Annotated in this window: 11 protein-coding genes; 4 read left to right on the forward strand and 7 right to left on the reverse strand. The window is 75.3% G+C overall.

What is annotated here, in order from left to right; genetic code table 11:
* Positions 1-92 precede the first annotated feature (92 nt).
* Positions 93-632, reverse strand: a complete 540-nt coding sequence (locus AMK16_RS02575; RefSeq protein ID WP_073907964.1) for a DoxX family protein — start codon at positions 630-632, stop codon at positions 93-95.
* Between the two features lie 261 nt (positions 633-893).
* On the opposite strand from AMK16_RS02575, the gene AMK16_RS02580 reads away from it, so the two are divergent.
* Positions 894-1,244 carry an ArsR/SmtB family transcription factor gene (locus AMK16_RS02580; protein ID WP_073907967.1) on the forward strand — a complete coding sequence of 117 codons (351 nt, stop codon included), beginning with the start codon at positions 894-896 and terminating at the stop codon, positions 1,242-1,244.
* 219 nt (positions 1,245-1,463) lie between these two features.
* Positions 1,464-2,855, forward strand: coding sequence for an MFS transporter (locus AMK16_RS02585; protein WP_073907970.1), 1,392 nt, complete (start codon positions 1,464-1,466; stop codon positions 2,853-2,855).
* On the opposite strand, the gene AMK16_RS02590 is transcribed toward AMK16_RS02585, so the two are convergent.
* From AMK16_RS02590 to AMK16_RS02605, 4 genes are all read right to left on the reverse strand, one after another.
* On the reverse strand, positions 2,830-4,920 hold the full coding sequence (locus AMK16_RS02590; protein WP_073910274.1) for a SpoIIE family protein phosphatase: 2,091 nt from the start codon (positions 4,918-4,920) through the stop codon (positions 2,830-2,832). The genes AMK16_RS02585 and AMK16_RS02590 overlap by 26 nt on opposite strands.
* 185 nt (positions 4,921-5,105) lie before the next feature.
* Positions 5,106-7,274: a xanthine dehydrogenase family protein molybdopterin-binding subunit gene (locus AMK16_RS02595; RefSeq protein WP_079191275.1), complete on the reverse strand. Its 2,169-nt coding sequence runs from the start codon at positions 7,272-7,274 to the stop codon at positions 5,106-5,108.
* A gap of 8 nt (positions 7,275-7,282) precedes the next feature.
* Positions 7,283-8,299, reverse strand: coding sequence for an FAD binding domain-containing protein (locus AMK16_RS02600; RefSeq protein WP_073907973.1), 1,017 nt, complete (start codon positions 8,297-8,299; stop codon positions 7,283-7,285).
* Positions 8,296-8,835, reverse strand: coding sequence for a 2Fe-2S iron-sulfur cluster-binding protein (locus tag AMK16_RS02605; protein WP_073910282.1), 540 nt, complete (start codon positions 8,833-8,835; stop codon positions 8,296-8,298). The genes AMK16_RS02600 and AMK16_RS02605 overlap by 4 nt, the downstream gene beginning before the upstream one ends.
* Before the next feature lie 522 nt (positions 8,836-9,357).
* On the opposite strand from AMK16_RS02605, the gene AMK16_RS02610 reads away from it, so the two are divergent.
* Together AMK16_RS02610 and AMK16_RS02615 are read left to right on the forward strand one after the other, a co-directional pair.
* Positions 9,358-10,290 (forward strand): SigB/SigF/SigG family RNA polymerase sigma factor, encoded by a 933-nt coding sequence (locus AMK16_RS02610; protein ID WP_443333535.1) that lies wholly within the window; start codon positions 9,358-9,360, stop codon positions 10,288-10,290.
* Between the two features lie 316 nt (positions 10,291-10,606).
* Positions 10,607-11,077, forward strand: coding sequence for a Dps family protein (locus tag AMK16_RS02615; RefSeq protein ID WP_073907976.1), 471 nt, complete (start codon positions 10,607-10,609; stop codon positions 11,075-11,077).
* 196 nt (positions 11,078-11,273) lie between these two features.
* Here AMK16_RS02615 and AMK16_RS34770 read toward each other — a convergent pair whose 3' ends face one another.
* Together AMK16_RS34770 and AMK16_RS02625 are read right to left on the reverse strand one after the other, a co-directional pair.
* Positions 11,274-11,489 carry a hypothetical protein gene (locus AMK16_RS34770; RefSeq protein ID WP_073907979.1) on the reverse strand — a complete coding sequence of 72 codons (216 nt, stop codon included), beginning with the start codon at positions 11,487-11,489 and terminating at the stop codon, positions 11,274-11,276.
* A 224-nt stretch (positions 11,490-11,713) separates the two neighbouring features.
* Positions 11,714-12,700, reverse strand: coding sequence for an NAD-dependent epimerase/dehydratase family protein (locus AMK16_RS02625; RefSeq protein ID WP_073907982.1), 987 nt, complete (start codon positions 12,698-12,700; stop codon positions 11,714-11,716).
* Positions 12,701-12,719: the final 19 nt, after the last annotated feature.

A 12,719-nucleotide genomic window follows, 5' to 3' on the forward strand; every position in this document is an offset into this window, starting at 1 on the left:
GGGGGCCATATGCCGCCCGCTACCGCTGGGTTCGCCGCCGCCGCGGTGAAGGACGCCGCCGGCGGGCTGCCGGGCCGGCGGGTCACCCACGGCTACTCCTGCGCCCCCTCCCCCCCCGCCTGCGCCCGCGCCTTGGTCGTGGCCCGTCGGGTCACGACCGCGGCCGCCGCGAGCGCGCTGCCCGCGAAGGCGAGCGCCAGCATCCACGGCTGGTCGAAGCGGTGGCGGGTGGCGTGGTCGACGGAGTACCGGCCCGCCCCGGCCAGACCGATGCAGGCCGCCGTGAAACCGAGGAAGGCGGGGTACTCGAAGCCGCCGCCCTGGGCGAAGAACCCGGCCGGCGCGTGCACGGCCACCGCTCCCGCCATGGCCCCCGCCGCCGCGGCGCCGGCCGCCGGCGTGGCCAGGCCCAGCACCAGCAGCGCGCCGCCCCCGGCTTCGCCCAGGCCGGCGGCCATCGCGCTCTGCCTCCCGGGCTCGAAACCCATGTGCTCCATGGCGGCCGCCGTCCCCTCCAGACCGTGGCCGCCGAACCAGCCGAAGAGCTTCTGCGTCCCGTGCGCCATCAGCACCGCGCCCGTCCCGGCGCGCAGTGCCAGCAGAGCAAGGTCTCGTCGGTTGATGCAGCCCATGGGTTCTCCTCGCAGGCGGACGGCTGAGCACGAAGTGGTACCCACCATCCGTATCCGCTCGGGCGGCGCCGCCCACGCATCCGCCGTCAGATCCTCCGTACGGGCGCCCGGCACTGCTCCTCCCCGGGCCGGCCGCGGGGCCGCCGCGCTGACGGGGCGCCGGCGGGGCGCCGACGGGGCGCCGGCGGGGCGCCGGCGGGGCGCCGGAGCGGGCGGCCGATCGCGCGCGGGCCGCCGACTGCCGGCGCCTACCATGTGCGCATGAGCGCAAGCACGCACATGGCAGGTGCACGCGATGCGCAGGAACGCAGCGAGCGGCTCGCCGTCGCGGTATCCGTCCTCGCGCTGCTCGCCGACGCGACCCGCCTGGCGCTGCTGGACGAGCTCGGGCGGGGCGAGGCCGACGTCGGCACCCTCACGGAAGCCTGCGGGGCCGCCCGTCCCTCCGTCAGCCAGCACCTCGCCAAGCTCCGCCTCGCCGGGCTGGTCACCAGTCGCAAGGACGGGCGCCGTGTCGTCTACGCCTTGGGCCACGGGCACCTGCGCCGCCTGGTGGACGAGGCACTGAGCGTGGCCGACCACCAGCTCCGCTCCCTGCCTCCGCACGACTGAGCCGCCCCGCCTGCCTGCCGCGCCTGCCCCGCCGCGCCTGCCCGCCCTGCCCTTCGCGCCGCGTCGAGCCGTACCCGTACCCGCACCTCGTCCCCATGTGTCCCGTCCCCGTGTGCCCCCGTCCCCCCGGGCCGCGTGCCCGCGATAACACGTGCATAGGTGCGCACCCGTTGGCTATGGTGGTGAGGTCTGCCCTCGTTGCCGACCGGGACGGGACCGATGCTCTCCGTACTCCGCAACCGCACCTACCGGCGCCTGTTCACCGCCCAGGCCGTCGCCCTGGCCGGTACGGGACTCGCGACCGTCGCGCTGGGCCTGCTCGCCTACGACATCGCCGGGCCCGACGCGTCGGCCGTGCTCGGCACCGCCCTGGCGATCAAGATGGTGACCTACGTCTTCGTGGGCCCCCTGATCGGCGCCCTCGCCGACCGGGTGCCGCGGCGCACCCTGATGGTGGGGGCCGACCTCGCCCGGGCGGCCGTCGCGCCCGCCCTGCCGTTCGTCAGCGAGGTCTGGCAGGTCTACGTCCTGGTCTTCCTGCTCCAGACGGCATCGGCCGCCTTCACGCCGGTCTTCCAGGCGACGATCCCCGAGGTCCTGCCCGCCGAGGCCGACTACACCCGGGCGCTGTCGATGTCCCGGCTCGCCTACGACCTGGAGAGCCTGTTCAGCCCGGCGCTGGCCACGGCCCTGCTGACCCTGGTCTCCTACGACTGGTTGTTCGCCGGGACCGCGGCCGGCTTCGCCGCGTCCGCCGCCCTCGTCGCCTCCACCGTGCGGGCCCGGCCCGTACCCGCCCCCGGCGAGCCGGCCGGGCGCCCCCGCGGCCGGTCCGCCCGCGCCAAGGCCGCCCTCGGTGCCCACCTGTTCCGGGCCACGCCCCGTCTGCGGGCCCTGCTCGCCCTGGACCTCGCGGTCGCGGCCGCCGGAGCCATCGTCTTCGTGGACACCGTCACCCTGGTCCGCGACCACTTCGGCCGCCCGGCCGACGCCGTCTCCCTGGCCCTGGCCGCCTACGGCGCCGGATCGATGCTGACCGCGTCGGCGCTGCCGCGCCTGCTGCGCCGCTTCGCGGACCGGGCCCTCATGCTCCCGGCGGCCTTCGCCCTCCCGGTGGTGCTCACGGGCGTCGCCGTGGTGACCGCGGCGTCCCCGGCCGGCTGGTCCTGGGCCGCCCTCCTGGCGGGGTGGGCCGCGCTCGGCGCCGCCTGCTCCGCCGTACTGACGCCGGCCGGCCGGGTGATCCGGCGCTCCACCGCCGATGCGGACCTGCCCACCGCATTCGCCGCGCAGTTCTCCCTCTCCCACGGCTGCTGGCTGCTCACCTACCCGCTCGCCGGCCTGCTCGCCTCCACCGCCGGTCTGCCGGTGACCGCCCTCGTCCTCGGCGCCGTCTCCCTCGCCGGCGCCGTGGCCGCCGCCCGCGCCTGGCCCGCCCGCGACCCGTCCCGGCTGGAGCACGTCCACCCCGACCTGCCGCCCGGCCACCCCCATCTCGCCGGCGCCCGCCCCGCGGCCGACGGCTGGCGGCACGGCCACCACTACGTCATCGACCGGCACCACCGCCGGTGGCCCGCCGACGATCTCACAGCGGTTTCGCACGGGCGATGACCAGGGCGACGTCGTCGTGGTCGTCCGACCGGCGCAGGGTGTCCAGGAGGCGGTCGCAGGTTTCCTCCAGGGGGCGGCTCGTGTCGGCGAGCAGGTCCAGGAGGAGTCCGAGGCGCTCGTCGATGGGCTGGTCGCGGGTCTCGACCAGCCCGTCGGTGTACAGCACCAGCTGGTCGCCGGGCTCCATCCGCACGGCGGTGGTCTCGAAGGGGACGCCGCCCACACCCAGCGGGGTGCCGGTGGGCAGGTCCAGCAACCGCGGGGCCCGGCCCGACCTGATCAGGACCGGCGGCAGGTGGCCCGCGACGGCGATGCGGCACTCGGCGCGGTGCGGGTCGTACACGGCGTAGACGCAGGTGGCGATGGTCTCCTCCAGCGCGCTGGTGGTGCGGTCGAGCTGCTGGAGCACGCGGGTCGGCTCCAGCGCCAGCTCCGCGAGCGTGCGGGTGGCGGTGCGCAGCTGCCCCATCCCGGCGGCGGCGTTGATCCCGCTGCCCATGACGTCGCCGACGACGAGGACGGTGGTGTCGTCCGGCTGGGCGATGGCGTCGAACCAGTCGCCGCCGATCTCGCTGGTGGCCGCCGCCGGCCGGTAGCGGTAGGCGACTTCCAGGCCGGGGGTGGGCGGCGGGTGGTGCGGGAGGAGGTGGTGCTGGAGGGCCAGGGCGGTGTGGTGGGCGTTGCGGTACCAGCGGGCGTTGTCGATGCAGACGGCGGCGCGGGCGGCCAGTTCGCCGGCCAGGATGATGTCGTCGTCGTTGAAGGGCAGCGGGTTGCGGGTGCGCTTGAGGTCGAGGGCGCCCAGCACCTCGCCGCGGGCGATGAGCGGCACGGCCAGGTAGGAGCGCAGGCCGGCGCGGGCCAGCAGGGCCGCGGCGTCGTCGTCGCGGGCGATGCGGGAGATGTCCCGGGCCTGTACGTGGGCCACGAGGACGGGGTGGCCGCTCGTCACGGACTGGGTGACCAGCCGGTCCGCCTCGTAGCGGGCGATGTCACCCGGGGGGTCGGCGGCGCGCACCGCCTCGCTGGGGTAGGCGGAGGCGAGGGCCAGGGCGCGGAAGACGGCCGGTTCGTGGGCGGACGACTTCAGGCTGGGGCGGCCTTCGAGGACGGAGTCGAGGATGTCGACCGCGGCGATGTCGGCTAGTTCGGGCACGACGACGTCGGCGAGCTCGCGGGCGGTCTGGTCCAGGTCGAGGGTGGTGCCGATGCGCACGGTGGCGTCCGCGATCAGGGCGAGGCGGCGGCGGCTGCGGGCTATCTCCTTGGCCGCCTTGTGGCTCTGGGTGACGTCCACCACGGAGGTGGCCAGGCCCAGGACCCGCCCGGCGGAGTCCTCCAGCCGGTAGTAGGACACCGACCAGGCGTGTTCATGGTGCTGGTCGCCCTGGGTGTGACCGGCGGTGAACTGCTCGACCAGTGGCGTTCCCGTGGCCAGGACCTGGCGCATCGCCGACTCGACGGCTCCGGCGTCGTCGAGGAAGGACAGTGCCTCGCGGACGCTGCGGCCGATGTGGCCGGCGGCCGGCAGCCCGTTGATGCGTTCCAGTGAGGGGTTGACCAGGACGTAGCGCAGGTCCGTGTCCAGGACCGCCAGCCCGATCGGGGACTGCGCCACCAGGCGGGCGGAGAGGGCCAGGTCCCGCTCCAGCTGGCGCAGCCGGGTGCGGTCCGTGGCGATGCCGAGGGCGTAGAGGTCCCCCCGCTCGTCCAGGAGCCGCATGTTGCGGAATTCGACCAGGCGCGTGCCGCCGTCCCTGTGCCGCACGGGGAAGGCCCCCGCCCAGTCGCCGGCGCCGCCCATGACCCGTGCGAACAGCTCCAGGACGAGGTCCACGTGCTGCTCGGCCGCCAGCAGGCGGGCGGCGGGCCGGCCGAGGGCCTCCTTCGCCGTCCAGCCGAAGAGCTGCTCGGCCTGCGGGCTCCACAGGGCGACGCGTCCCTGGGCGTCGAGGACGACCGCGGCGACGTTCAGGACGTCGAGCAGCCCGCTGGGCGGGGAGACCCCGGCCTCGGCCCGCCGTCCGCCCGCCCGGAACGCATCGGCCGCGTCCGCCGCATCCATCGCATCCATCAGGGGCGCTCCCTTCCGGCGCCGCCGCCCCGGCGCCGGAAGCGGCGCGCGGCCGGCCGGGACCCGCGGCTACCTTCATGGTCCCCCCAAACCCGCGCGCCAGCGCCCCGGCGGACCCGGCTTCGGGCCGCGGCGCCGGGGCGGGCCCGGGGACGGGGACGGGGCGCGGGCCGGGATCAGTCCAGGGCCGTCAGCACCCGGTCCGGGGTGAGGGGCAGCTCGCGCAGGCGGGCGCCGACGGCCCGGCACACGGCGTTGCCGATGGCGGCCGCCGTGCCGGTGATGCCGATCTCGCCGATCCCCTTGCTGCCCATCGGGTTCAGGTGCTCGTCGTGCTCGTCGATCCAGTGCACCTCGATGTCGGGCACGTCCGCGTGGACGGGCACGTGGTAGGCCGCCAGGTCCCGCTCGACGAAGCCGCCGTGGGCGGGGTCGACCGTGCTCCCTTCCGTCAGCGCCATCCCGATGCCCATCACCATGGCGCCGGTGAACTGGGAGCGCGCCGTGAGGGGGTTCAGGATGCGCCCGGCGGCGTAGACGCCCAGCAGGCGACGGACCCGTACCTCGCCGGTGACCGTGTCGACCTGGACCTCGGCGAACTGGGCGCCGAAGGCGTGGCGGGCGTACGGGGACTCCTCCTCGACCGCCTGCCGCGTGTCGGCCGAGGCCGACAGCCCCTCGGGGGGCAGCTCGCCCCGGTGGGCGGCCACGCGTGCGGCCAGGGAGGTGCACGCGTCGTGCACGGCCCAGCCCCAGGAGGCCGTTCCCGATGATCCGCCGGCGACGGGGCCCCGGGGCAGGTGGGTGTCTCCGATGGCGACCGTCACGGCATCGAGCGGGACTCCGAGGGCATCGGCCGCGATCTGGGCAAGGACGGTACGGGCGCCGGTCCCGATGTCCGTGGCGTTGACCTCGACGAGGTGGCTGCCGTCGGGCCGGGCGTGCGCCCGGGCGGCCGCGGGCACGATGAGCACGGGGTAGGTGGCGGCGGCGACTCCGGCACCCACCAGGTACGGCCCGTCCCGGCGCGGTGTGCGCGCCGCGGCCCAGCCGAAGCGGTCGGCGCCTTCCCGCAGGCACTCCACGAGGTGCCGGCTGCTGAAGGGGCGGCCGCTGTCGGGTTCGAGCGCGGGCTCGTTGCGGATGCGCAGTTCCACGGGGTCGAGGCCCAGGGCGTCGGCGAGTTCGTCCATGGCCGATTCCAGGACGTACATGCCCGGCGCCTCGCCGGGGGCGCGCATCCAGGAGGGGGTGGGCACGTCCAGGGCGACGACCCGGTGCAGGGTCCGGCTGTCGGGTACGGCGTACATGACGCGGGTGGGGACGGCCGCCTGCTCGACGAACTCCCTGACGCGGGAGGTGTGGGTGGTGACGTCGTGGGTGAGGGCGGTGAGGGTGCCGTCCGGCCGGGCGCCCAGGCTGATCCGGTGGAGGGTCGGCGCACGGTGTCCGACGACGGCGGGCAGGTGGCGCCGGGGCAGGGAGGCTTCCACGGGCCGGCCGACGTGACGGGCCGCCATGGCGGCCAGGACCACGTGGGGGCGCGGGGTGCCCTTCGAGCCGAAGCCGCCGCCGACGTGTTCGCTGACGACCCTGACGCGGTCCTCGGACACCTCGAACAGCGAGGCCAGTTCCGAGCGGACCGCTCCCGCGCCCTGGCTGGAGTCGTGGACGGTCAGCCGTGCGCCGTCCCCTTCGCCGTCCCACCGCGCGGTGGCGGCGTGCGGCTCCATGGGGTGGTTGTGCAGGGGCGACACCGCGTAGGAGCAGTCGACGCGCACGGGCGCGGCGGCCAGGGCGGTGTCGGCGTCGCCGTGCTCCCGGAGGGCCGGATGGCCGCCGTTAGCCTTTTCGGGCGTGTAGGCGCGGGGGTGGTCGGTGCGCAGGACGACGTCGTGGTCGCGGGTTTCGTAGGTGACCCGCACGGCGTCGGCGGCGGCCCGCGCCCCTTCGAGGCTGTCGGCGATCGCCAGGGCCACGTACCAGCCGCGGTGCGGGACGTCGGTGTCCTGGAGCACCTGGAGGGTGGGGTCGTCGCAGGGGCCGAGGCGCGGGGCGTTGTAGGGGGTGAGGACGTCCAGTACGCCGGGGAGCGCGAGGGAGGGGCCGGTGTCCACGGCGGTGACACGACCGCACGGCACGGTGGCGGGGACGGGCCAGGCGTAGGCGCGGCCGGGCGGGTTGCGGTCGGTGGCGTAGTGCGCGGCGCCCGTCAGTTTCCGGGGGCCCTCCGACCGGGTGGCGGGGGCGCCGAGCGCCGGGGCGGGCCGGGTGGCGTGACCGCTCTGGTCGCGGCGGTCGCGGCGGTCGGTTTGGGTGGTTCGGTCGGTGTGGTGGGTGCGCATGGCTGCTCCTACGGGGTGCCGGGCGTTGCGTCCTGCGCCCGTCGGGCGAGCGTGGCGAGTGCGTCGGCCGCGAGGTTGCGGGCGAGGGCGATCTTGTGGGCGTTGTCGCGCAGGGGCCTGGCCCCGGCCAGCTCCGCCTCGACGGCCTCGCGCACGTTCCCGGGGGTCGGCTCGGCGTCGGTCAGCCGCTCCTCGGCCGTGCCGGCCCGCCAGGGCCGGTGGGCGAGGCCGCCGAAGGCGAGCGCGACCCGTCGCACGCGCCCGCTGTCGCGGTCGAGTTCGAGTACGGCCGCGACGGAGGCCAGCGCGAAGGCGTAGGAGGCCCGGTCGCGGGCCTTGCGGTAGAGGGAGACCGTTCCCGGGGCGGCCGCGGGCACCAGGACGCCGGTGACGATCTCGCCGTGTCCGATGACCGTGTCCTGCTCGGGCCGGTCGCCGGGCAGCCGGTGGAAGGCGTCGGCGGGGACCGTGCGGGTCCCTTCGGGGCCGTGGAGTTCGATCCCGGCGTCCAGCGCGGCGAGGGCCACGGCCATGTCGGAGGGGTGGGTGGCGATGCAGTGTTCGGAGTGCCCGAGGACGGCGTGGTCGCGGTGGACCCCCTCGCGGGCGGCGCATCCGGAGCCCGGGTCGCGCTTGTTGCAGGGCGTGGACACGTCCTGGAAGTAGGGGCAGCGGGTGCGCTGCAAGAGGTTGCCGCCAGTGGTGGCGACGTTGCGCAGCTGCGCCGAAGCCCCGGAGAGCAGTGCCTGGGCGAGGACGGGGTGGCGGGAGCGTACGAGGGGGTGGGCGGCGACGTCGGTGTTGCGCGCGGTGGCGCCGATGCGCAGGGCCCCGCCGGGCAGCGTTTCGACGCCGTCCAGGGGCAGCCGTGAGATGTCGACGAGGGTGCCGGGGCGCTCGACGCCCAGTTTCATGAGGTCCACGAGGTTGGTGCCGCCGGCGAGGTAGCGCGAGCCGGGCCGCCCGCCGTGGGCGGCCGCCGCGTCCTGGAGGCTGGTCGCCCGTACGTAGGCGAAGGGCTTCACGCGATCACGTCCGTCACGGCTTCGACGATGCGGGGGTAGGCGCCGCAGCGGCAGAGGTTGCCGCTGAGGCGTTCTCTGATCTCCGGGGCGGTCAAGTGGACGGGGCCGGGGTCGGCGAGCGCTTCGGGGGAGGTGACGTGCGAGGGGTGCCCGGCCGCGGCCTCGTCGATCGCGGCCACGGCGGAGCAAAGCTGGCCCGGTGTGCAGAAGCCGCACTGGAAGGCGTCGCGTTCCAGGAAGGCCCGCTGGAGCGGATGCAGGGCGGCGCCGGAACCGTTGCCGGCGGAGTCCTCGGCTTCCCCTCCGGCGGCGGGGGCGAGGCCCTCGACGGTGGTGACGTCGGCGCCGTCCTGGGCGACCGCGAGCAGCAGGCAGCTGTTGACCCGGCGGCCGTCGACGAGCACGGTGCAGGCGCCGCACTGCCCGTGGTCGCATCCCTTCTTGGCCCCGGTGAGGTTCAGGTGCTCGCGCAGGGCGTCGAGCAGGGTGACGCGGTGGTCGAGCGGCAGGAGGTGGTCCTCGCCGTTGACGCGCAGGGCGACGCGGGAGCGGGTACCGGAGCCGGAGCCGTCGTCGGCGGCGGGACCGGAGCTGGCGGCGGCGGGGGCGGAGCCGGGACCGGAGCTGGCGGCGGCGGGGGCGGAGCCGGGACCGGAGCTGGCGGCGGGACCGGAGGCGTCGGCGGCGGCGGCCGGAGGGTCCCTGTCCGCGGGGCCCTCAGCCGTGCGGTCCGTGCGCGGGGCGCCGGGTGCTGCGGTCATGTCGTCCTGCACGGGGTCAGGGTCACTGCCAGTCGCCATCACGGCCTCCGTCCACCGGCTCGGCATCCGTCTCGTGCACAGCCTGGGCCATGACCCGCACTCCGGCATCCGCGGGGAGCCGGTGGGGGCAGGCGCGCAAGCAGCCACAAGGCCCGCGCCGGGGGCCGGACGTCACCCGGCGGCGGGTACAAGGACTCCAGCGTGGTCCGGATGTGTATGGACGCCCGGTCAGGGGGCAGGCGCAGGCTCGCAGTCAGAAGCAGAAGGATGAAAGGAAGGCCCGTGCCTGGTTCTCCCCTGGCCACCACCGCCGGCAACCCCGCCACCGGCTCCTTCGCGCCGACCGGTACGGGGGCCGTCGGGGCGGGAACCGGTTCGCCCGCCGCCGCGGCGGGCCTGCCCGTGATCACCCGGGCCCACCAGGTCACGCCCGCCGACGCGCGGGAGCTCTCGACGCTGTTCTTCGCCCGCCTGCGGACCCTCCCGGAGGGCAGTGCCCCGTACCAGTACGCCCGCAACACCCTGATAGAGATGAACATGGCGCTCGTCCAGTTCGCCGCGCGGCGCTTCCGCAGCCGTACGGGCAGCGGGGCGGGAGCGGGCGCGGAGATGGAGGACGTCGTCCAGGCCGGGACGATCGGGCTGATCAAGGCGATCGACCGGTTCGACCCTGACCGCGGTGTCGAGTTCTCCACCCTCGCCCTCCCGTACATCACGGGCGAGATCAAGCGGCACTTCCGGGACACGACCTGGGCCGTCCGGGTCCCCCGCAGGCTCCAGGAGCTCCGCCTCGACCTCGCGAAGGCCCGTGACGAGCTCTCCGCCACGCTCGGCCGCGCGCCCACCGTCAAGGAGATGGCCACCCGTCTGGACCTCGACGAGGAGTCGGTCGTCGAAGGGCTGGTGGCGGCCAACGGTTACTCCACCGAGACCCTGGACGCGCCGTTGCACGCCGAGGACGCGCCCGCGCCGGGCCGCCACCACGCCCGCCCGCTCGGCGACAGCGCAGGCGAGACGGACCGCGCCATCGAGCTGTTCGAGGACCTGCACGCGCTCGGCCCGCTGCTGAAGGAACTCCCCGAACGGGACCGCACGATCCTGTACCTCCGGTTCGGGCGGGAGATGACCCAGGCCGACATAGGCGCCGAACTCGGCCTCAGCCAGATGCAGGTCTCCCGCATCCTGACCCGCGTGCTGACCGCACTGCGCACCGGCATGCTCGCTGCGTAGGCCCGCACGGCGCCACGGCCGCGGCCCCGGGCTCGCATGGGATCGGCGGCGTCATCCGTCCTCACCGGCTCGGAGCGCCCTCCGTACGGTACGGCTGTCCTGCGACGGGCTCGGCGTGCAGGACGCGCTGAACCAGAGCACGGCCGCGCACGCCCGAGGACCAGGACCACGAGGTCGACACCTGCCAGCTGGCCACCCCGCTGGACCGAACGCTCCGGGGGAGGGCTTCCGGCACGCGGAACCGTTTTTTCAGTGGCATCCCGGGTAAGGGATGGTTCGTCCTGCATTTTTGCTTGATCAACCGATTGGAGACGCTGTGTCCGTCGTCAAGAACGCCCTCCCGGAGGCCGACCTGAAGGTCGTCGGCGAAGCGCTGCAGGGTGCTCTGGTGGATCTGGTGGACCTCTCGCTCGTCGCCAAGCAGGTCCACTGGAACGTGGTCGGGCCCCGCTTCCGGTCGGTCCACCTCCAGCTCGACGAGGTGGTCACCTCTGCCCGCACCCACTCCGACGTCGTCGCCGAGCGTGCCTCTGCCCTCGGTGTGACCCCGGACGGTCGCGCGTCCACCGTGGCATCCACCACCGCGATCACCGGCGTACCGGAGGGGTGGATCAAGGACGCGGACGCCGTACGCATCCTCGTGGACGCCCTCGGCGTAGTGATCAACCGCATGCGCGAGCGCATCCAGGCCACGGACGAGCCGGACCCGATCACCCAGGACCTGCTGATCGGGCTGACCGGGGACCTGGAGAAGCACCACTGGATGTTCCAGGCCGAAAGCGCCTGAGCGGGGCGGCAGCGCCCGGGGAGAGCCCGGGCCGCAAACCGGGGTACGGGCGCCGAATGGGTCGGGCCGGGCGATGGGTCGACCGGCCCGGCCCGGCCTTCGGGGGTTCCGGGCCCCGCCCGGTCTTCGTTATACCTCGTCCAGCCGTCGCGGTCGTCGCGGTGCCAGCGCCGCGCCCCGGTGGATCCGCTGGGCGTCAGTGCCCCGCGGGCCCCCTCCACCGGGGGCGGTTCTCGTGGGGCTCGGCCGGATCCGGGGGCTGGTCGAGGCGGCTGGCCTCGTCCGTGTCCTGTGCGCGGGTGCCTTCGGGCTTCCGGTGCGCCTCGCGCCGCTGCGGGTGCGGCCTGCGGCGCGGCGCCTCCTCGTCGTCGCCGTGGAGCGGGGCGCCGCCGGCGCCGCCTTGGTCGTCCATGGCCAGTCCGTCCTTCCTGTGGGCCCTTTGACCGGGACGGGCCGTGCGGCCCGCCTCCCGCCCAGCGCGTGCCCGGGGCCACATTCCGGCAAACACCCGCGGCGCACATGGCCGGGGCCCGACCGGGTAGGCGGCGCTCACGGGGCGTGACCTGGCCATAAGGGCCGCGACGGGGTCACGCCCCGGCGGCTTCCCCGCCTCCCGTTCCCCGTTCCGTTCGGGGGCTAACGCAGCGCCGCCAGCAGCTCGCGCTCGCGTCCGGCGCTCAGTCCGGCCCGCCGGGGCCGGTCCAGGCCCTCGTGCCGTTCCCAGTCCAGGACGTCCTGAAGGAGCTGCGCCCGAGGCCGGTGGGTCAGGCCCGCCGCGATCGCCGCCGCGCCGCTGCGGGCGCTGAAGCCGGCCCACGCCGGGTCGGCCATCCACATGGCCAGCGACTCCGGCCCCATGAACTGGCCCACCTCCTGACCGAGCAGCCAGTCGCAGCCGACTTCGACGACCGGGCCTGTGTGCCCGCCGATCCGCCGGGACAGGGCGACCCACTCTCCGAAGGGCACGACCGGTCCGACGGCGTCGTACGTGCCCGTCGTCGCCTTCTGCGCGCAGTCCAGGAGCCATGCGGCAAGGTCACGCACGTCGATCGCCTGGGTCGGGACGGACGGGGAATCCGGCACCAGGAGGGGCGCTTGCGGTTCGCGCGCCGCGCGGGCGACCCAGTATCCGGTGCGGCCGCTGGTGTCCCCGGGGCCGCCGATCAGTCCGGCCCGCGCGATGAGGAGCCGCTCGCTCACGGCTGCGGTCAGGGCCTGCTCACAGGCTGCCTTGGACTCCCCGTACTCCTCGCGGCCGGTTTCCGCGCGCTCCGTCGCGGGGAGGAGGGCGGCCGATTCGTCGGCGTCCACCTGTGCGTGGGAGGCGTACGCGCTGACGGACGACACGTACGACCAGTGGCGTACCCGCTCCCGCAGCGCGGCCGCCGCCGCCCGGACGAAGCCCGGCTGCCACGACACCTCGATGACGGCGTCCCAGTCCCGGCCCGCCAGGGCGTCGTAGGCCGCCGGGTCGCGCCGGTCCGCGACGACGAGCTCCGCCCCCTCGGCTACCCCGCCGCTCTCTCCACGCGCCAGGCAGGTCACCCCGTGCCCGCGCTCCAGCGCCTGCCGCGAGAGCTCGCGTCCCAACCATGCCGTGCCGCCCAGAACCAAGATCTCCATGGGGCCACTCCAACATCAT

The organism is Streptomyces sp. CB00455, from assembly GCF_001905445.1.
Lineage (GTDB): Bacteria > Actinomycetota > Actinomycetes > Streptomycetales > Streptomycetaceae > Streptomyces.

What these genes read in the sequence shown, in the direction of transcription:
- AMK16_RS02595 (WP_079191275.1), bottom strand. Translation starts at nt 7,274, where the DNA reads ATGCGCACCCACCACACCGACCGAACCACCCAAACCGACCGCCGCGAC.
- AMK16_RS02590 (WP_073910274.1), bottom strand. Translation starts at nt 4,920, where the DNA reads ATGGATGCGGCGGACGCGGCCGATGCGTTCCGGGCGGGCGGACGGCGG.
- AMK16_RS02580 (WP_073907967.1), top strand. Translation starts at nt 894, where the DNA reads ATGAGCGCAAGCACGCACATGGCAGGTGCACGCGATGCGCAGGAACGC.
- AMK16_RS34770 (WP_073907979.1), bottom strand. Translation starts at nt 11,489, where the DNA reads ATGGACGACCAAGGCGGCGCCGGCGGCGCCCCGCTCCACGGCGACGAC.
- AMK16_RS02625 (WP_073907982.1), bottom strand. Translation starts at nt 12,700, where the DNA reads ATGGAGATCTTGGTTCTGGGCGGCACGGCATGGTTGGGACGCGAGCTC.
- AMK16_RS02575 (WP_073907964.1), bottom strand. Translation starts at nt 632, where the DNA reads ATGGGCTGCATCAACCGACGAGACCTTGCTCTGCTGGCACTGCGCGCC.
- AMK16_RS02585 (WP_073907970.1), top strand. Translation starts at nt 1,464, where the DNA reads ATGCTCTCCGTACTCCGCAACCGCACCTACCGGCGCCTGTTCACCGCC.